The organism is Microbacterium sp. NPDC055442, assembly GCF_053644215.1.
Map to the genome: position 1 here is coordinate 294,732 of NZ_JBSHLF010000005.1, position 19,710 is coordinate 314,441.

The window sequence follows — 19,710 nt, forward strand, 5'->3', positions numbered from 1 at the left end:
AGCCGTGCCGCGCCGTCTTCCGCTCGTCATCGGCCATCGCGGTGCGCCGGGATACCGCCCCGAGCATTCGCGCTCTTCATACGACCTCGCTCTCGCGATGGGCGTCGACGCCGTCGAACCCGACGTCGTCGTGTCGCGCGACGGCGTGCTGGTCGTGCGGCACGAGAACGAGATCTCGACGACGACGGACGTCGCCGATCGGCCGGAGTTCGCCGATCGCCGCACGTCGAAGACGATCGACGGCGTCGAGCTCACGGGATGGTTCACCGAGGACTTCACGTGGGGGGAGCTCACGACGCTGCGGTGCCGCGAGCGGCTGCCCGACCTGCGTCCCTCGAGTGCGACGTTCGACGGCGGGCAGCCCGTGCTGCGGCTGCGTGACGTCCTCGACCTCGTGAGTGCCGGGTCGCTCGAGCAGGGCCGCGAGATCGGCGTGGTGCTCGAGATCAAGCATGCGACCTACTTCGCCTCGCTCGGGTGGGATGTCGCGGCCCTCGTCGCGAGCGAGCTCGCCGAAGCGGGCTGGGCGAGCGGCGACCTGCCGCTCACGATCGAGTCGTTCGAGTCGACCGTGCTCGTGGGACTGCGCGAGCGCGGCATCCCCGCGACCTACATCTATCTTCTCGAGGCGTCGGGCCGGCCCGCCGATCTCGTCGCAGCGCACGGCCGCGCCGCACCGACCTATCGGCAGACCGCCGCTCCGGACGGACTCGACGGGCTCGTCGGCGTCGTCGACGGCATCAGCGTGGACAAGCGCATGATCCTCGTGCCCGACAAGCTCGGACGCCTGACCGGTCCCTCTCGCGTCGTCTCGGATGCGCACGATCGCGGCCTGCGCGTCTACACGTGGACATGCCGCCCTGAGAACGCCTTTCTCATCGGCCAGTTCCGTTCCGGTCGTGTCCGGTCCGCGTTCGGCGACTGGATGGGTGAGTGGAAAGTGATCCGGGATGCCGGTGTCGACGGCGTCTTCGTGGACCATCCCGATCTCGGCGTCGGGTTCTTCCGCGACAACGCATCGACCGTACGGCCCCGTGACTGACCACGGGCGCGGGAACGCGCGGCCGCGGCTGATCCTGCTCGTCTTCGCGGGTGGCGTCATCGGCACGGCCGCACGCGAGGCCATCGTCCTCGCGCTTCCGGGCGGCGGCGTCCCGTGGGGCATCCTCCTGGTGAACCTGGTCGGCTCCTTCGCCCTCGGCTTCCTCGTGGCGGCGCTGGGAGCAGGGGAGACCGCCGCGCGGCGCGATGTGCGCCTGTTCGCGGGCACGGGTGCGATCGGCGGCTTCACGACGTACAGCGCGCTCGCGACCGACACCGTGGTGCTGCTGGAGACGCAGCCGTCCGTGGCGCTCGCGTACGCGCTTGGCAGCGTCGCTGCGGGTCTGGCTTGTGCCGCCGCGGGTCTCGCGCTCGCGGGGCGCCTGTTCCCGACGCGTCGGCCGCCGAAGGATGCTGCAGCATGACCCCTGGACTGTTCCTGCTCGTGGCGGTCGGCGGCGGGCTCGGCGCGGCGCTGCGGTTCGTCGTCGACGGCCTCGTCATGCGTCGAGCGAGCGGACGGTTCCCGTGGGGGATCCTCGTCGTCAATACGAGCGGATCCCTGCTGCTCGGCCTGGCAACCGGGCTCGCGGACTCGTCGGTGCTCGCCGCACCGTGGCTGTTCGTCCTCGGTGCCGGGGTACTCGGCGGCTACACGACGTTCAGTACGGCGATGCTCGACACGGTCGTCCTGCTGCAGCGGCGGGCCGCGCGCGGCGCTGTCCTCAACGCCGTCGGGATGCTCGCGATCACCGGCACGGCCGCGTTCGTGGGCCTCGTCCTGGGCCGATCGGTCTGACGGGTCGGGCGAGCGGGCCGTCAGGCGGGCTCCGGGTCGAAGAGATGGGCGCGCTGCGCATTCGCGATCGCCTCCGAGCGGTTCGCGGCCCGGAGCTTGCGATAGAGCAGGCGCAGCTGCGTGCGAATCGTGTTGTGCGACACCCCGCGCGTCTCGGCGATCTCGGCGTTGCCGAGCCCGCGCCGCAGCAGCACGAGAATCTCCCGCTCGACCGGCGTCAAGGCCGGCACCGCATCGTCGAGCGTCGGGCGCCGGTCATGGGATGCGGCATCCAGCACGGCGGCCACGCCGTCGGAGACGTTCCCGTCGGCGGCCTGCACCACGACGGCGAACACCTCCGCAGGAAGGAAGCGCAGGGCGAATCGGAACAGTCGCGGCGCGGGGTGGACACTCCACAGCGTGTCGAGCCGTGCCGCGGCCGCCTCGTGCAGTCCCCGGCATGCGAGGGCGGCGGCGCTCAGGACGCCCCCCGTGACGATGAGCCGCGGGAATGCCGTCGTGGCGGTGGCGGCCTCGAGCAGCGCCAGCGCGGTCTCCGGCGCGGCGCAGTACAGCTCGATGAGGGCTTCCGCGGTCAGGGTGAACCAATCGGGATGCGGTGCACCGGCGACGAGGGCGCGAGCCTCGTCAGCGCGGCCCGCACCGAGATGCGCGACGGTCGCCGCGAACGCGATGAACGTGCTGGGTCTGGCGTCATCCCAGAATGATGTGCTCAGCGACACCGTGGCCACGACGAACGAGTGATCCACCTGACCGGGGGTGACCAGTGCGCGGGAGAGAAGCAGGAGCGCATCCGCGGCGGAGCGCGTGGGCGCAGGCCGTACCCGCGCGGCCAGCGGTCGCACCCGCTCTATCGCGTCACGATCGTCGCCCTCCTCGATGAGCACGAGCGGCGCGGCATGACTGAACTCGAGCCCGTCAGGACGGGCACCGCCGGGGTCGCACGATCGGGTTCCGGCGAAGTCTTCTTCGGTCATCGCGGTCAACCGGTCGATCTGCGTCACCGTGTCGGCGGGATCGCCGTATTCCCGCATGACGCCGATGAAGCCGAACGCGAGGTCGTGGCGGTCCGTCTGCACGGCGGCCCAGAACGCGAGGAAGAGATCCGCTGCGACGCGCTGTGCCACGCCGGGGTCCTGGTCGGCGCGCCGACGGACACGCGAATCCTCCGTGGCATCCAGCATCCCGGCCACGCGCTCGAGATGCTGGATGGCGACCGAACGTCGCCCGGCGTAGGCGGCCGCCATGGCCCGCCGGCAGTCGAGCCGGAACCGGGGAAACGCGTCCATGTCGTGGGGAGGGACGAACGCGTCGAGGCAGGTCGCGGCATCCCGGATCGTCTGCGGGTTGGCCCCGATCGTGCGGATCCGCAGCTCACCGGCGAGCAGCAGCAGGCTCGGGTGGCCGTCGAGATCGCGCGACGCGGCCAGCAGCGCATCCTGCGTCTCGGCGTTCGTGAACACGAGGAAGCGGCGGTGCTGATCGAACACGAGATCGTCGGCCTCGGCGAGGCGTCCCAGCTGCAACAGGTAGAAGAGCTGTGCGGTGATGCGCCCGTCCTCGCGCGTCCGCCGCAGGGCGAGCTCCCACTGACGTCGGCGCTCGTGAGGGTCGATCTGCTCGTCGAGCACGCGCCAGGATCCCGTCGTCCACACGAAATCGCGCTGCCCCGTCTCGTCATCGATGTCGAATTCGCCGAGCGGAATGGCCTCCAGCCGATCGATCTGCGCCGAGTCGGAACGCGCATCTCGATCGTCGACGCTCCCGGCCAGCAGCTGAGGTGAGAATCTGCGGAACCCCGATCCTCTGCGCAGCAGTCCCGCGAACGAGCTCTCCGCTATCGCCGTCCGCGCGGCGAGGTGCTCGAGGAGCGTGCGCTCGAACGTGAAGGCGAGGCTCGCCCAGACGCCCTCTCCGCGTCGGCGGCGCAGGCGCGCGAGCTGCTGCCGCACGAGTACGGGCACCCCTCGAAGTCGCATGACGAGCTCATCGCGGATCTCGGAAGCGAGCGGAACGCCGGAGGCCTCGACCAGTGCCGCCACCTCGTGCTCCGTGAAGCGGAGGTCGCGCTCATCCAGCACGCGCGCGTCGATCCCGGCGATGACCTCGGGTTCCGGGGTGTCGAGCGTGGACAGCACGATGCGCGTCCGCGGACCCGCTGCCGCGACGATCCTGTCCCACAGCGCGTCGTCCCGCCCCGTCACGACGTCGTCGAGGAAGATCACGACGGGCGACGAAGCGGGCATCAGGAGTGCGGCCGCTGCGGCCTCGCGGCCGTCCGGCCAGAACATGCGCGGGGGGTCGCCGCGACGAACGAGGTGCTCGTCGCAGGCGCGCATCCATTCCGTGCGCCCCCAGCCCGGCAGCGCCGCGAGCACCGTCAGCGAGGGCAGGCGCTCCCACAGCTCGTGGAAGCGCGACCGATCCAGGCGTCTCCAGATCGCGTCGCGTTCGGCATCCTTGGGCACGGGTCCTCGATCTCGTCGGCGTCCGTCGTCACAGCTCGCTCTCTGCGGGCAGAGCGCTCCTCCGTCGATATTCTGTCGGAGTCTCGCCCGTGATCCGCAGGAGCTGCGCACGAAGGCGCGAAGGGCTCGCGAAGCCCGCACGGAACGCGATGTCGCTGATGCTGAGATCAGGGTGCGCGGCGAGAAGCTTCTGCGCCGTGTGCACGCGCCGCAGCGCGAGCATCGCGGCGACTCCGCTGTCGGCGTATCGGTAGAGCTGGCGCCGGCTGACGTGCAGCTCGTGCGCGAGCTGCACGACGTCGAGGCGAGGGTCGGTGTGCCGTGCGTCGACGACCGCGGCGAGCCGTGCGCGGAAGGTCGCCTCGTGGGACGTCGCCGCGGCGGTGCGGGGATGTTCCTGCAGGATGCCGCGCAGCAGACTGACGAGCGCATCGTCGAGCGAACGCGAGCTCGCCGCCTCGCCGCTCGGAAGATCCCGGGCGAGGCTTTCGAGCAGAGCACGGGATGCGCGCACGAGCGCGGTCTCCGAGAGCTGCGTCACGGGAGCCAGTGATGATCCGGTGACGCAGACGAGCGGAACCGCCAGCGCCACGATGTGAGCGCGGGGCGGCGCGGGGATGCGTGGGGTGAGACTCGTCAGGAGCATCGCCGTGACGGCGTCGGCGTGCGGGCCGCGGCTCGTGCGCACGTGCGTGAGCAGGGCGTAGGGACGCCGTGCGGTGAGAGGCGTCGCCGCGCGTTCGACGGCGGCGACGGCGCCGGAGACGATCAGACAGTCCGCGAGTTGCGAGATCCGTGCGGTCACCCTCACCCTCTGATCAGCCTTCCTTCGATCGCGACGGCGCCAGCGTATGAGGCCTCTCTCGAGGATCGAGCGTCGAGGCCGGGTTATCACCCCGGGCAATCACCCCCCCTGGCGTCCGCACGCCGATCGTGTGCGTGCGCGGCAGCGCGTCGCCGGGCATCGACTGTTCCGTGCCCAGTTGCTGGTCGGAGTTGAGACAAGAACCTGGTCCCGCCCGGATACTCGGTATCTTCACAGGTGAAAGTGCTGCCGACTCCCGAGGGAGTCAACGCCGATGAACGGGAGATCACCATGACCGACGACACGCCGCAGCCGATCCGCCCCACCGATGGCAAGGGCTGGCTCGACCTCGGACCGCGCGACATCTGGCGCGATCGCGAAAACCCCGACATCCTCGTGTCGCCGCCCACCGACGGCGGAACCGTGATGAACATGAGGTACAGCTTCTCGGACTCCCACCAGCGGCTTCAGCCCGGCGGGTGGGCGCGCGAGGTCACGAACCGCGACCTCCCCTCGTCACAGGATGTCGCCGGCGTCAACATGGCTCTCGAGCCGGGCGCCTACCGCGAACTGCACTGGCACAAAGAGGCGGAGTGGGGCCTCATGCTCGTCGGCAACGCTCGCGTCACGTCGGTCGACGAGAAGGGCCGGTACTTCATCGACGACATCGTCGCCGGTGACCTCTGGAACTTCGAGGCTGGCCTGCCGCACTCGATCCAGGGTCTCGACCAGGGTTGCGAGTTCCTGCTCGTCTTCAGCGAGCCGGACTTCTCCGAGAACAACACCTTCCTCCTGTCGGACTGGTTCATGCACACGCCGCAGGACGTCGTCGCGGCGAACTTCCGCAAGACCGAGGGCGAGATCTCGCAGTTCCCGAAGGAAGAGCTCTACATCTTCAAGGCCGACGTCCCCGGCCCCATCGCCGACGTCGAGCGTGCCACTCCGGCAGGCAAGGTGCCGTCGCCGTTCACCTTCCACATGAAGGATGCCGAGGTGATCGAGTCCGAGGCCGGCCGTGTGCGGATCGTCGACGTCAACAACTTCCCCGCGGCCAAGACGATCTCGGCCGCCTTCGTCGAGGTCGAACCGGGCGGCATGCGCGAGCTGCACTGGCACCCGAAGGCCGCGGAGTGGCAGTACTACATCCAGGGCAAGGCGAAGATGACCGTGTTCCTCTCGGGAGGCGTCGCGCGCACGTTCGACTTCCAGGCCGGCGATGTCGGGGTCGTTCCGCTCGTCGCGGGACACTACGTGCAGAACACCGGCGACGAGCCGCTCATCTTCGTCGAGGTCTTCAAGCACCCGGAGTACTCCGACATCTCGGCGCGCAAGTGGCTGGCATCCAACCCCGTGCACATCGTCGCGGACCACCTGCTGTCGACGGACGTCTTCGTCGAGTCGCTGCCCACGGACGACACCCCGGCACCGGTGATCTGGTACGACCAGTCGAAGATCCAGAAGTAGTCGTCATGGCCCGCATCCTTGTCGTCTATTCGAGTCTTTTCGGAGCGAACGCGGAGCTGGCAGGCCTCACCGACTCCGCCCTCGGCGCGCTCGGCGCCGAGGTGCGGGTCCGGCACGTGCGGGAGGTCGCGCTGTCGCGCGACGTCCAGCCCGCCGCCGCTGAAGGAGACATCGCATCGGCCGACGACCTCGCGTGGGCCGACGGCTTCGTCGTCAGCTCACAAGCCCACACGGGCCTCTTGTCCGCATCGATCAAGGCGTTCATCGATGAGAATCACGACGCCGCCGTGGCCGGCGCGTTCGTGAACAAGACCTTCACGGCGATGGCGACGTCGAACTTCGCGCACGCGGGACAGGAACGCGTCGTCGACGACCTCAACGCCGTCGGCGCCGCCTGGGGCTGCATCCTCGTGCCCCCGAGCACCGCGAACGACACGATCAACAAGCTCGACGGCAACCCGTACGGGCTCAGCTTCGTGCTCGCGCACGGCAAGATCCCCGACGTCGACACGGCGAAAGAGGTCCTCGCCGAGCATCTCGGACGATTCGTCGCCGTCACCGACGCCGTGGCGCCGCTGCGTGCCGGCGCCGCCGCCCCCGCGGCCGGGAACCGACCGCCCACTGCTGCAGACGCCCTCGGCTGAGCCCGAGGCGAAAGGAGACACCATGTCAAGCTCTGCACCGACCGGAGTCCAGGTCATCCAGGAGCATCCCGAGAAGATCCGCTTTCCCCTCATGGAGATGCCGTTCGTCGGCTTCCTCCTCGCCTTCATCGCCGGAACACTGAACGCCTGGACCCTCGCCAACGCGTCGACGTTCTCCACTGTCCAGTCGGGCAACGTGCTCTCCAGCGGGTACTGGCTCATCCAGGGAGACTGGGAGAAGTTCCAGTTCCCGTTCATCTCGGTCATCGCCTTCGGGGTGGGGTCCGCGCTCGCGGGCATCCTGATGACGGCGTTCCTGCGCAGCGGGCGCACCTTCACCGTGGGCATCCTCACCGTCCAGGTCGTCCTTCTGATCGTGCTGGGGATCTTCGCACTGGTCGTCGTCGGCTCGTCGCCGGTGCCGTGGGACAGCGGACTGGACCTCGGCAAGCTCCCGAAGGAGCACGCGCAGTACATCGCGTACGGCATCAGCTTCGTCGCCGGAGCACAGGGCAACGCGTTCCATAAGAACCACGGCATGCTCTATGGAGCCGTCGCGGTCACCTTCGTCGTGCAGATGGCCTTCAACTTCCTCGTGCAGGCCGCCTTCAAGAAGGAAGGCATCAACGGCACGCCGAACCTCAAGTGGGCAGGCATCTTCTTCCTGACGCTCCTCGGGTTCGCGGGTGGCGGTGCGATCGGCTTCCTCGCCGATGCGCTCATAGCCAACGGTGCATCGATCTTCCTCTCGGCGCTCATCGCGGTCCTGATCCTGATCGCGGCGCTCGTCATGAAGCGCAAGAACGTCGACCCGACGCCGGCCGGCAGTTTCGCGTGACCCGTGAGGAGGCGGGCGGGGCGACGAGCCTCCGCCCGCCTCCTCCGCGTCTGCGGGAAAGCCCGCCGGCGACACCAGTGAGGACCGTCCGACGATGATGACGAGAGCAGCGACGACCCGCAGCCCCTACCTCGTCCTGCTCGTCTGCGGTCTGCCGTTCCTCATGATGACCATCGACGGCACGGTCGTGAACGTCGCCCTGCCGACGATCGCTAAGGACCTCGGCGCCTCGCTGCAGTCGCTGCAGTGGATCGTGAGCGCCTACATCCTCGTCATCGCGAGCTTCGTGCTCATGGCGGGAATGCTCGCGGATCGCTTCGGTCGACGCCGGATCCTCGCGATCGGCGTCGCGGTGTTCACGGTCGGATCGTTCCTGTGCGGTCTCGCGCCCGACGAGGGTCTGCTCATCGCCTCGCGCGGCTTCCAAGCGATCGGCGGCGCCATGATCTCGCCTTCCGCGCTCGCGATCGTGACGAACACCTTCACTCAGCCGGCGGCGCGGGCCAAGGCTCTCGGCTGGTGGTCGGTCATCGCCAGCGCCGGCATCGCGATCGGTCCCCTGCTCGGCGGGCTGCTCGTGCAGTCGCTCGGGTGGCGCGCGGTGTTCTGGGTCAACATCATCCCCGGCGTGATCGCCGTCATCGCGCTCCTCGTCTGGGCGCCGGTCTCGCGTGCGGCCAAGACGAAGCCCTTCGACCCGGTGGGACAGATCCTGCTCGTGCTCGTCCTCGGCAGCGTCGTGTTCGTCATCATCGAGCTGTCGACCCTCGGGTGGAGCTCGCCCTTCATCATCGGCGGGTGCGTGATCGGCGTCGTCGCGCTCGTCAGCATGATCGTCGTCGAACGACGCAAGACCGAGGCGCTCATCCCGTTCGAGCTGTTCCGCAGCCGCGCGTTCACGACGTCGATCCTGACGCTCGTGTTCGGTGTGCTGGGCCTGGGCGCCGTCGCGTTCACGTTGAGTCTCTTCTTGCAGAACTACCGCGGGCTCTCCCCGGCAGAGGCCGGGCTGTTCACGCTGCCCATGGCGGTCGGATCGATGATCGCGGCACCCCTGGCGGGACGCGTCGTCGCGGCGGGCCGTGCACGTGCCGTCCTGGTGTTCGCGGCCGTGCTCATCATCGTCGCCGGTGCCGCATTCTGGGTCACGGCCGATGCGGCGATCTGGCTCGTGCTCATTCCGTTCCTCCTCGTGGGCCTCGGCTTCGGAGCGCTCAACGACCCCGTCAACGTGTCCGCCATCTCCGAGCTGCCGAACGAGAAGGCAGGCTTCGCGGCGAGCCTCATCGCGATGGGCCGACAGGTCGGCCAGGTGCTCGGCGTCGCGGTCGCCGGCGCGCTCCTGGCGGCGGGGCTCGGCGCCGACATGAAGGCGCATTTCGCCGAAGCGGCGACGTCGGTGTGGATCCTCCTCATCGTCGTCGGCGTCGTCATCCTCGTGATCAACGTCCTCCCCGCCCGAACCGGGGCACTCCCGCCGGCGCACTCCGTCCCGACCGTGCGGCATGCTCCGCCGCCCGCCGGCTGAAGGGTCAGGCGCATCGTGCACACTCCGACCCCTGCTCGTCCGTGGCGGCCCTCGCTGTGGCTGAGGTCGCTCGCGTCGACCGCGCCGGCCCGCTGGCCCGTGGGTCGATCGATTCGGACGAGCATCTCCGTCGCCGCGCCGCTCATCGTCGCTTCGCTCCTGGGCCACGCGGTGGTCGGGATGTGGATCAGCATGGGGTCGCTGCTGCTGGCGATGGGTGAGCACGCCGACGCGTATCCGTCCCGGTTCCGCCGCATCCTGATCTGCGCCCCCATCGCGTCGGCCTCCTACCTTCTCGGCTGGTTGTCCGGGGCGCCGCCCGTCGTCACGATCCTGGTCATGACGCTCCTCGCGTTCGGCGGCGGGATCCTCAGCGGCTACTCGGGACCGCTCTCGGTCGCGACGATGCAGGGCATGCTCACGGCAGCCATCGCGATCGGCGTCCCCGCGGCCGCACCCTATTGGCCGGCGGCGGTCCTCTTTCTCGCGGGCGCTGCCCTCTATGCGCTGCTGCTCGGCATCGAAGCCCTCTTCAACCGTCATCGGCCCCAGCGCGACGCACTCGCCGCGGTGCTGCGGGCGCTCGCGGATCTGTCGCACACGCGGGCGGAGGGCGGGGACGACGTCGTGGCCGGGCGCGCCCGCACGGTCGCCGCGATCGACACCTACGCGCAGATGGAGATCGCGCTGCGGGGGAGCGCGCAGGGTCCGACCCGCGAATACGCCCGCTCGGCTCTCATCACGCGAGCGGCCGATCAGCTGCTCGCGCGCCTGCTCGCGCACGACGTGGACCGTGCGCTGTGCGCGTCGGCCGCGACGCGGCTCACGACCGCGGCCGACGCGGTGGCGAGCGGACACCGCCCGGCCGCTCGCACGTCACCCGACGGCGCGCTCGTGCGGGTCGGGATGCTCGAGGATGCCATCTGGGGCAAGAGCTCAGCGCCCGCGGACGATGCGCCGCCCGGGCGCCGCGTCTCGGCGCCGAGCCCCGAGCTGCTCATGACGGCTGTGCGGCTCGCGTTGTGCACGGCCCTGGCCTACATCGCCTTCTACCTCGTGCCTCTCGCGCACCCGTACTGGATCGCGCTGACGGTCGCGCTGGTGATGAAACCCGATCTGGGCTCGGTCTTCGCGCGCGGCGTGCTGCGCAGCGCCGGCACCGTCGGAGGCGCCGTCATCGCCATCGGCGTGGGTGCGGTCATCCACGAGCCGCTGCTCCTCGGCGCCGCCGTCGCCGTCCTGGCCGCCGTACTGCCGTGGGCGGCCGCACGCTCGTACGCCCTGCAGGCACTGCTGCTGACGCCGCTCATCATGGTGCTGCTGACGATGATCGCGTCGGGGGAGTCCGTGTCGGACCTCTCGACGGCCCGCATCCTCACGACCGTCATCGGAAGCGCGATCGTCATCGTCTTCGGCTACCTCATCTGGCCCTCCGCCCGGCACGCGCGCATCGCCGCCCCGTTCGCATCGTCGGTCGCCGCGCTCACGCAGTACGCCGGCGACGTCGCAGCCGGAAAGGATGCCGCGACGATCACCGCGGATCGTCGCCGGGCGTACCGGACGCTGTCGGACACCAACGTGAGCGTGCAGCGCACTCTCGCCGAGCCGCCGCCGGCGGGCCGCGAGGCGTGGGCGTGGATCCCCGTCGTGACAGCCGCCGAACGCGTCGCCGACCGGATCACGGATGCTTCGGCCTCGCGTCCGCCGCAGGATGTGTCGGCGGACCTCCCGGCCTTGAAGGCGATCGCGGCGGAGCTCGAGTCCTTCGCTGCCGACGCCGACGTGAAAGAGCGTCCCGTGCGCGTGCCGGCTCCTCCCGCGCACGGCGGGGAATCCGCCGACGCCGTCGTGCGCGAGCTCGCGGACGAAGTGGCCAATCTGCGGCCGATGCTCGAGCGGCGGCATCCGGATCGTGCCGAACACGGCGGCCGCGGCCGCCCATCCCGCTAGCCTCATAAACGTGACAGACACGACCCCTGCACCCGCCACCGGCCTCGAGGTCGGGTTGACCACCTGGTCCTCGCCCAACCCGTTCGGAGAGGCCACGGCATATGTCCTCGTGCATCCGCTCACGCGGGCCGACGACGGCACGCTCGCGGAGGCCGTCACGGGCATGGGGCTCAAGCGGCTCGACGCCGACGGCGACATCCTGCCGATCGGCACCGAGATCCTCTACGCGTCGCTGCGCGCCCTGCGCGTCGAGCTGTGCACCCCGGCGGGTGTGTGGCTCGACCAGCCCGTCACCGACGACTGGACGGCCAATGCCGTCGGCCGTCGATACGTCGTTCTCGTCGTCGGCACGCAACCGCTCGCCGACGACGCCGATGGTGAGGCGCTGAGCGCCTACCTCGCCGACCGCGAGCACATCTACACGGCGCTGGTGAAGATCCGCGTGCGCGTCGAGAACCCCTGACCGACGCTAGAACGCGCCCGTGATGCTGCGGCGCATGATGTAGCGTCCGACGAAGGCCGACCCCGCGACGGCGAACATCATCGGCACGTAGAAGTCGAAGCTCTGACCCGTGAACTCGATCACGATCACGAGCGCGCTGATGGGGGCGTGGATCGCGCTGGCGAGGAACGCCGCGGCACCGACGACGGCGAACGCGGCGATGGGGGTACCGGGCCAGAAGATGTTCCAGATGCCGCCGAGGAGCGCGCCGAGCGAGGCGCCGAAGGCGATCGACGGTGTCAGAGTTCCACCGGCCGTGCCCACACCGTAGGTCGCGAGGGTCACGGCGGCCTTCACCGCGATCGCGAGCGCGAGCACGATGAGCGTCGTGTCGGCGTTGAACGCGGTCGTCGAGAGGGGGCCGCCGTCGCCGAGGATCTCGGGCAGGGGCCACGCGATGAGCCCCACCGCCGCGTAGGTGAGGGGCATGAGCCACAGGATGCGCGCCGTCGTCGGGCGGCGTGCGATGAGCCAGCCGATCCCCCGCGCGAACCAGGCGCCGCCCAGACCGAAGATCGGTCCCGCGAGGATCGCCCAGATGTACAGCTGCGGTGTCACCTCCATGCGCTCGAGCGCGAACAGCGGCGTCTCGGGCACGAGCAGGCCGCCCACCGTCGCCGCGATCGCCGAGGTCGTGACCGCCATGATGACCACCGGTACGCGGAAGCCGAGGTAGACGACCTCGAGGGCGAAGATCGCGCCGCCCAGCGGGATGTCGTAGACCGCGGCGAGGCCCGCGCCCGCGCCGCACGCGACGAGGGCCTTTCGCTCTTCGCTCGAGAGCCCGGACTTCGAGCTGAGCCAGGCGCCCACGAGCGCGCCCATCTGACGCGGGGCGAGCTCGCGGCCCGCCGAGCCGCCGAGTCCCACGACCACCATCTGCAGCAGTCCGTCGGCGATCGTCTTGAAGGTCGGCATCTTCTGCCCCTGCACGGCATCGTCGTCCGAGATGGGCAGGGGCGGCCGGCGCCGCAGCAGGTACCAGCCGATCGCGCCGATGATGCCCGCCGACGTCACCGCCGCGAAGCGACGCCACGGCGGCGTCTGCTCGATCGACTCGAGCAGCGTGCCCGAGCCGGGACTGTGCCCGAACGCGAGGTACGCCGTCGCGTTGAGCACGAGCACGATGGCGATGCCCGCGAGCCCCGCGCCGACGCCGACGGCGATCGTGACGAGGGCGAGCCGCAGCCAGTCTTTGCGGCCCGGCTGGTGCCCCTGCACGCTCATGCTCATCCCGCGCGGGCCGTCAGCACCTGGGCGCCGACGGCGACCGCAGACGCGAGAGCCGATAGCAGGTCGGCCGGAGGCGTCCCCGGAGCGGGCTCGGGTGCCGGATCGGGCAGGATGCTGCGCGCGACGGGCCGTCCGATCAGGGCGGTCAGATCCCGGGCGGTCACGAAGAAGTCCAAGCCGTTGCCCGGACGGTACGAGCGTTCCGCCCGCACGGAGCCGTCGGCTGCGAGAACCTCGATCCGGAACACGAGGATGCGCCGTCGCCCGCCCTCGTAGACCTCCTCGGACTCGTGGCTCCAGTGCCGCATGACCGCCTGGGGCGGCGGGAGGTCCTCGAGGCCGGGCACGCCGACCGTGGCCTCGCTGCGTGCCGAACGCGGTTCGAGCACCGAGGCGAACTCGGCGCGCGCGACGTCGGGCGCAGCGCCGTCGCCCAGTGCGACATGTACGCGCAGGCGTTGACTCGTGCGGTTGGTCAGCTCGAGCGCCTCGTCGGTGAGACGAACGTGCACGACGTCCGACGCGCGGATGGCGGGCAGATCCGACGCCGGATCCTCGGGCGCCTCTGCGGCCCCGGGGGCGTCGGCGGTCTCGGCGGGCGGTGCGGGCGCGTCGGAGACGACGATGCCGGGCGCGGCCGTCGCCCCCAGACTGAACGCCAACTCGACCATCGAAGACACCTGCTGGGCGACCGCTGCTCCATGCCGCGCGTGCGCGCGGTCGAACACGAGCACGATGTCGGCGTCGGGGTGGTCGGCGATGAGCTGGGCCGCGGCGATGGAGCCGGGCGGCACGGCGGCGACGATAGCCCCGGGTCGCGAGGTGAGGGTGTGCAGGGAGCGTTCGGGCTGTGCGTGCGGGAACTCGCGCCATTCGGGTGCGGCCGCGCGCGCGATGACGCGGCCCGCGATGCCGGAGTGCACCGCCGAGCCCTGTGTGCCGCGTCCGTTGAGGTGCGCGACGCGACGGCGTGACGTCGAGGCGAGGGCCGCGCCGACGTAGAGCTCGTAGGCCGACACCGATTCGGCGGGGGTCACGACGGCGACCGGTCCGGCGAGCGGGGCGGAGGCGGCCGGCAGCACGACGAGGGCGAGGGGGGACTCCGTTGCATCGGCAGCGGCTGCGGAGGCTGCTGCGCCGAGCCGCTCCGCGACGGTGTGCCGGCTCTCGGCGCCGCGTTGCGCGATGGCCGCGATGACGCTCTGCGCTGCGACCGCGTCGAGGGCGGCCGCGTACTCGCGCGCTTCAGCGACGTCGGCAGTCGGGGGCGTGGCATCCGTCGCGTCGAAACCGAGCTCGCGCAGGCGCCGGAGCACCGACTCGTCGGCGTCGGCGGACGCGGTGACGACAGTGGCGATGGCCATGCACGTCAGCCTAGCGACGGCTCTCGCGGGCGAACGGCGCACGCCTCAGTCGGGCACGCATCGGACGGCGCTCGCCGCCCGGCGGCTCATGCGCGGTCACGCACCGACGGGCGCGGCGACAGGGGGCGCGGATGCCGGGAGCTCGACCAGCCGCGATCGATAGAGCTCGGCGAGTGCCACCGGGCCGGCGGCGAACGCGCGCCGCTGCGCGTCCGCGCCCGTTCTGCCCGCCGTGGCCTGGATGATCAGGTCCGCGACGCTCGCACGGTCGATCGGGTCGTGGATATGCGGGATGATGCGGCGATAGAGCCCTCGCAGGACCTGTGGCGCCGGTGCGAGGCGTCCGCTCGACGGGTCGACCAGTGTCGCCTCCGTGCCGTGCCGGGACGCGTGCCAGAGAGCCGCGTCGGTCAGCGTGTGCTCGGCGTCGTCGACGCGCTCCTTCGTCGCGACGTCGGTGAGGGCGCGGATGAGCACGGCGAGGCCGATGCTCGACCACGCGTCGAGCTGCGCGTCGCACACACGCACTTCGAGCGTGGGATAGGCGGTCGGCAGTCGCACGTTCCAGTTGATCGTGGCGGAGTCGCTCGTGGCGCCGATCCCCCGCAGAGCCGAGACGGTCTCGTCGTGGTGCGCGGCGTCGCGGAAGCGCGGCGGAACGCCGTAGGTCGTCCAGCGCCGGCTGTGCACGGCGCGCCAGCTGGCGAAGCCCGTGTCGCGACCGCGCCAGAACGGAGAGTTGGCAGAGAGAGCGAGCAGGACGGGGATCCAGGGCCGCAGGGCGTTGGACGCACGCACGCGATCCTCGCGGTCCGCGATCCCGATGTGCACGTGCAGTCCGTTGATCTGGTGGTCCTGGACGAGCGCGCCGATGTCGGCGCCGATGCGCGCGTAGCGGTCGTCGGGAGTGAGCGCGGCGTCAGCGGCGAGGTCGAAGGGCGTGCCCGACGCGGCCGCCAGGACTCCGGCATCCGTGGCCCAGCCGGCGAGGCGGCGCCGAAAGCCGCAGACGGCGTCGAGGGCATCCGCGGACGTGCGGCAGATCGGCGTGGAGAACTCGACCTGCGACGGGAAGAACTCCTTGTCGACGAGGCCGCCGTCGGTCGCGGCACCCAGATCGCGGATCGCGTCGAGGCCGAGCGGCACCGGACGAAGAGTGATCGGGTCGAGCAGCACGTACTCCTCTTCGATGCCGAACGTCGCGGCCATCGGGGCTCCCCTCGTTCGGCGTCCTTCGGGACAGCGAACACCAGCGGGCCAGGCCGCGCACGAGGCTTGACAGTCACGAGCTGTTGCGACAGTGCTCGGCTCGACTGGGCAGGAAGCGGGAATCCGGGCAGACTGGAGGACGGCCATCGCGCAGTTCACCGGGGAGTCGTCCATGTTCAGAAGAGTCACATCGATCCTGACGATCGCGGCGGTCGCGGTTCTTGCGGCGTTCACTCCCGTCAGCGCCGCGGCGACGATCCTCGTCGACGTGGCGGCGAGCCCCGAGACGATCACGGTCGGGCAGACCTCGACGATCACCGCGACCGACCTCGGCGGCATCGACTCGGTGGTCTTCGAGCTCGATGCGACACCGGGCGGTCTGCTGTCGTCGGGCGGTTCATCCGGTGCGACACTCGAGGTCGCCGCCAGTGGCGGGACCGCGCAGGTCGAGTTCAGCGCGACCGAGCCGGGGACGTTCGAGATCATGGTCGTCGAAGGCGGCACGACTCTGGCTGCGACCGCTGTCGTCGTGTCGGCGCCGATCGAGTCCGGTCCGGGCGCTGCCACGCTCACCGCGACGCCCGAGTCGATCGGTGTCGGAGACAGCGCGACCGTGACCGCCGAGGGCTTGGGCGATCTCGCCGAGGCGACCTTCGGTCTCGACGGGACGCCGGGCGGAATGCTCTCGCACGAGTCGACGACCGCCACCATCGTTCCGGTGCCCGTGGCCGACGGCGGTGCGGTTGCCGAGTTCACCGCGACGGAGCCCGGGATCTTCACGATCACGGTGGCGGACGGTGAGACGGTGCTCGCGATGACCACCGTGACCGTCGACGAGGCCCTCACGACGCCGTCGAGCACACCCAGCGCTTCGCCCACGTCGACGGACACCGAGGCGGATGCCTCCGGGTTCCCCTGGATCCTCGTGGGCATCGCAGCGCTCGTCGTGATCGCCGGAGTGGTCGTCGCGATCGTCCTGGTGCGCCGGCGAAAGACCGCCTGATCACCCTTTACACGCCAGAGAGCGACGTGTCGACCCCTGGATCGGGGGAGGATGACTGCCTAACGTGACCCGTACCGGCCCGCGACGGTTACGTCGCACGGTGCCCCCAGCACCGATGCCCGTCCCCAGCGGGCGCGCGACGGCTCCGGGCCGGTACAGGTCGTCCCGGACGATCAGCGCCAACTGACTCGTCCGGGACGTCCGCCGTAAGGCGGGAAGTTCAGTGACCCCCAGTCCCCAGGACTCCCCATGAGACGAGGCGAAAGGCAGATCCGCCAAGATCCCCCAGTGCCTTCTTCCCCGTCTGAGAAAAAGCTAACGTGTCCGCCACAAGGGGGACAAGCGGATCTGAGAGTCTTTGGCAATTCCTGAGGTTCGGGCGTTGTGCACCGTTCTTCCCTGAGGATGCGGGTGGTCGTACGGTCCGGAACGACTCCCGTTGACGGGGCCTACCGGACAGGCGTCATGACGTCCAGACTCGGGTCAGGTCTTTCGTCGACCGAACCCCAGCCGTCGTTCTCAGGAAAGGACCGGGACTCGTGGAAAGAGTGCGGGGGACGACCGGACGCACATCGCCACGGCATCGGTGGGTCGCCGCCCTCTTCGCGGCTCTGCTCACCATGATGGGCGGTGTCGTCGCGCTGATCGAGGTGCGCCTGATCGGCGACCTGATCGAGCAAGACGGTCTCGAGGCGTTCTACCACCAGCCGGTCGACGCGCTCGACGGAGATCCGGGCTCGCTCGTGAGAAGCGAGCCGCTGTTGGGGGTGCCCCTGGATGCGCGGGCGTGGCGCGTGATGTACCGCTCGACCGATCTGAACGGAGACCCCGTCATCGCGACGGGGGTCGTCGTCACGCCGCTGGGTCCCGCGCCGGCCGGTGGACGGACGGTCGTGTCGTGGGGGCATCCGACGACGGGGTCTGCGCGATCCTGCGCTCCCTCGCTCGGGGTGGACCCGTACATCGGCGTCGAGGGGATGCGGGTTCTGCTGGATCGCGGATACACCGTGGTCGCGACCGACTACACGGGGATGGGCGCGGACGGTCCCGACTCGTACCTCATCGGCGTGACCGAGGGGCATAGCGTCCTGGATGCGGTGCGAGCCGCGCAGGCGATCCCCGCCGCCCAGGCCGGCTCGGACGTCGTGCTGTGGGGTCACTCTCAGGGCAGGCAAGCCGTGCTGTTCGCCGCCGAACTCGCCGCGGACTATGCGCCGGAGCTCACCGTGCGTGCCGTCGCCGCTGCCGCTCCTGCCGCAGACCTCACGGCGCTCATGAAGACGCACCTCGACGATGTGTCCGGCGTCACCATCGGGTCGTACGCGTTCTCGGCCTTCGCCGAGATCTACGCCGACCGCGGAGCGGAACTCGGCGACATCCTCACGCCGGAGGCCCTGGCGATCCAGCCGCAGATGAACGACCTGTGCTTGCTCAGCCACATCTCCGAGTTGCACGAGATCGCCGGTCCCGTCGTCGGCAACTTCGTCTCGGCCGATCCCACCACCGTCGAACCGTGGGCGACGCTGCTCGAGGAGAACTCAGTCGGAGCATCCGCGTTCTCGGCGCCGCTGCTCGTGGTTCAGGGGCTCGAGGATGAGCTGGTGCGACCCGCCGACACGGAAGGCTACGTCGCGCATGCCGAATCGCTCGGCATGGACGTCACCTACCGCACGATCTCGATCGCCACACACGGCACCATCGCCTACCTCGGTCTCATCGAGCTCGTGACGTTCCTCGACGGGGTCGGCGTGTGAGGCGGGACGGATCGTCGAGCCTGCGCGCACATGGGGTCGGATGCTGCTGAGCGGTGCGCGCCGTCGGCACAGGCCTCGACGCGGCATTCACGCTCGCCGACGGCGGCGTCATATCCGGCGCCGGTCGTTGCGTCGTTGCGACGTGCTCAGGCGTCCGGGGTGAGTCGGTCGCGCACTCGCGTTCGGTCGAGCGCTGGCGTTCAGTCGAAGAGGAATCGGTCGTCGCCGGTCCTCCCGGATCGTCGCGGTCGTCACCGATCGTCACCCATCGTCGCGTCGTTGCGACGCGGTTCAGACGTCCGAGGTGAGTCGGTCGAGGAGTGTTGTGGGTGAGGATGTGACGGGTCGCCATTTCAGGTGGGGGTCCCACCAGGCGGGTCCGCGGATTTCGGGGACGCCGCGTCTCATCCGGATGTGCCATCCGCTGGTGTCGAGGGTGCGGTGGTGCCACCAGCACAGGGGCACCCCGTTGCTGGTGTGTGTGGGTCCGCCCTGGGCGTGTTCGACGACATGGTGCAGTTCGCACCATTCGAAGGGGACGTGGCATCCGGGGATGATGCAGCCCCCGTCGCGGAGCCCGATCGCGCGGCGTTGGCGGCGGTTGAACACGCGTTCCTGGGTGTGGATCGACACGATCCGGTCGTTCTCGCCGAGCACGACCCGCTGCACCGCCCCGGAACAGGCGATGTGCCGGGCGACGGACAGGGATACCGGGTCGTTCAGGCCGCTGAGGAACGCGGCACCCTGCCCGGTGGCGAGGTCCTTTTCCCGCACGGACACCACGAGCGTGGGTGCGGCACCACCCAGGGTGGGAAGGGCAGCGGACTCGGCGGCGGTGGTCAGCATGATCGCCAACGCGTCGTGCTGCTTCTGCGTGCGGGTGCGGTCATCGGCGGTGCCCGGCAACGGTTCGTCACGATCACCGTCGTCGTGGCCGTCGAACCGTGGCCCGGTGACCGGCACCCCGTTCACTTTCGGGTTCAGCAGGGCATCGAACCCGCGCTGCAACTGCGCGAGCCTGTCAAATGGTCTGTGTAAGGGGTGAGGCTTCACCCTGAAGGAGACACTGATGACTATGAATGCTGTTAGCCCGGAGCGCGAGGAACGT

At 70.1% G+C, this 19,710-nt stretch carries 17 protein-coding genes; 11 read left to right on the plus strand and 6 right to left on the minus strand.

Features of this window, described 5'->3' with window-relative positions:
• Positions 1-4: 4 nt before the first annotated feature.
• The 3 genes from ACWIBS_RS13425 to ACWIBS_RS13435 are packed head-to-tail and all read left to right on the plus strand — an operon-like array spanning position 5 to position 1,840.
• Positions 5-1,042 carry a glycerophosphodiester phosphodiesterase family protein gene (locus ACWIBS_RS13425; RefSeq protein WP_376129245.1) on the plus strand — a complete coding sequence of 346 codons (1,038 nt, stop codon included), beginning with the start codon at positions 5-7 and terminating at the stop codon, positions 1,040-1,042.
• Positions 1,035-1,466, plus strand: coding sequence for a fluoride efflux transporter FluC (locus ACWIBS_RS13430; RefSeq protein WP_376129244.1), 432 nt, complete (start codon positions 1,035-1,037; stop codon positions 1,464-1,466). Before ACWIBS_RS13425 ends, ACWIBS_RS13430 begins: the two co-directional genes overlap by 8 nt.
• Positions 1,463-1,840 carry a fluoride efflux transporter FluC gene (locus ACWIBS_RS13435; protein WP_376129242.1) on the plus strand — a complete coding sequence of 126 codons (378 nt, stop codon included), beginning with the start codon at positions 1,463-1,465 and terminating at the stop codon, positions 1,838-1,840. The genes ACWIBS_RS13430 and ACWIBS_RS13435 overlap by 4 nt, the downstream gene beginning before the upstream one ends.
• Before the next feature lie 20 nt (positions 1,841-1,860).
• Here the strand turns inward: ACWIBS_RS13435 and ACWIBS_RS13440 are convergent, their stop codons facing one another.
• Together ACWIBS_RS13440 and ACWIBS_RS13445 are read right to left on the minus strand one after the other, a co-directional pair.
• Positions 1,861-4,308, minus strand: coding sequence for a response regulator transcription factor (locus ACWIBS_RS13440; protein WP_376129240.1), 2,448 nt, complete (start codon positions 4,306-4,308; stop codon positions 1,861-1,863).
• 28 nt (positions 4,309-4,336) lie between these two features.
• The gene (locus ACWIBS_RS13445; protein ID WP_376129238.1) at positions 4,337-5,113 is read right to left on the minus strand and encodes an AraC family transcriptional regulator; all 777 of its coding nucleotides are present in this window, start codon (positions 5,111-5,113) and stop codon (positions 4,337-4,339) included.
• A gap of 291 nt (positions 5,114-5,404) precedes the next feature.
• On the opposite strand from ACWIBS_RS13445, the gene ACWIBS_RS13450 reads away from it, so the two are divergent.
• The 6 genes from ACWIBS_RS13450 to ACWIBS_RS13475 all read left to right on the plus strand — a co-directional run bounded on the left by ACWIBS_RS13450 (position 5,405) and on the right by ACWIBS_RS13475 (position 12,000).
• Positions 5,405-6,577, plus strand: a complete 1,173-nt coding sequence (locus ACWIBS_RS13450; RefSeq protein ID WP_376129236.1) for a cupin domain-containing protein — start codon at positions 5,405-5,407, stop codon at positions 6,575-6,577.
• A gap of 5 nt (positions 6,578-6,582) precedes the next feature.
• Entirely contained in the window at positions 6,583-7,221 is a 639-nt protein-coding gene (locus tag ACWIBS_RS13455; protein ID WP_376129234.1) for a flavodoxin family protein, read from the plus strand.
• A 22-nt stretch (positions 7,222-7,243) separates the two neighbouring features.
• The gene (locus ACWIBS_RS13460) at positions 7,244-8,059 is read left to right on the plus strand and encodes a DUF1275 family protein (protein WP_376129232.1); all 816 of its coding nucleotides are present in this window, start codon (positions 7,244-7,246) and stop codon (positions 8,057-8,059) included.
• Between the two features lie 94 nt (positions 8,060-8,153).
• Positions 8,154-9,587 (plus strand): DHA2 family efflux MFS transporter permease subunit, encoded by a 1,434-nt coding sequence (locus ACWIBS_RS13465; RefSeq protein ID WP_376129230.1) that lies wholly within the window; start codon positions 8,154-8,156, stop codon positions 9,585-9,587.
• A gap of 15 nt (positions 9,588-9,602) precedes the next feature.
• Positions 9,603-11,537, plus strand: a complete 1,935-nt coding sequence (locus tag ACWIBS_RS13470; protein ID WP_376129228.1) for an FUSC family protein — start codon at positions 9,603-9,605, stop codon at positions 11,535-11,537.
• A 10-nt stretch (positions 11,538-11,547) separates the two neighbouring features.
• On the plus strand, positions 11,548-12,000 hold the full coding sequence (locus ACWIBS_RS13475) for a hypothetical protein (protein WP_376129226.1): 453 nt from the start codon (positions 11,548-11,550) through the stop codon (positions 11,998-12,000).
• 6 nt (positions 12,001-12,006) lie between these two features.
• Here ACWIBS_RS13475 and ACWIBS_RS13480 read toward each other — a convergent pair whose 3' ends face one another.
• From ACWIBS_RS13480 to ACWIBS_RS13490, 3 genes are all read right to left on the minus strand, one after another.
• Entirely contained in the window at positions 12,007-13,266 is a 1,260-nt protein-coding gene (locus ACWIBS_RS13480) for a chloride channel protein (protein WP_376129224.1), read from the minus strand.
• 2 nt (positions 13,267-13,268) lie between these two features.
• Positions 13,269-14,636 carry a hypothetical protein gene (locus ACWIBS_RS13485; protein WP_376129222.1) on the minus strand — a complete coding sequence of 456 codons (1,368 nt, stop codon included), beginning with the start codon at positions 14,634-14,636 and terminating at the stop codon, positions 13,269-13,271.
• Between the two features lie 96 nt (positions 14,637-14,732).
• Entirely contained in the window at positions 14,733-15,845 is a 1,113-nt protein-coding gene (locus ACWIBS_RS13490) for a carboxylate-amine ligase (protein WP_376129220.1), read from the minus strand.
• Positions 15,846-16,017: 172 nt separating this feature from the next.
• On the opposite strand from ACWIBS_RS13490, the gene ACWIBS_RS13495 reads away from it, so the two are divergent.
• Positions 16,018-16,848 (plus strand): hypothetical protein, encoded by an 831-nt coding sequence (locus ACWIBS_RS13495; RefSeq protein WP_376129218.1) that lies wholly within the window; start codon positions 16,018-16,020, stop codon positions 16,846-16,848.
• A 539-nt stretch (positions 16,849-17,387) separates the two neighbouring features.
• Entirely contained in the window at positions 17,388-18,602 is a 1,215-nt protein-coding gene (locus ACWIBS_RS13500) for a lipase family protein (protein ID WP_376129216.1), read from the plus strand.
• Between the two features lie 291 nt (positions 18,603-18,893).
• Here ACWIBS_RS13500 and ACWIBS_RS13505 read toward each other — a convergent pair.
• Positions 18,894-19,710 (minus strand): HNH endonuclease signature motif containing protein (locus tag ACWIBS_RS13505; RefSeq protein WP_376129214.1); only part of this gene is annotated, 817 nt, incomplete at its 5' end.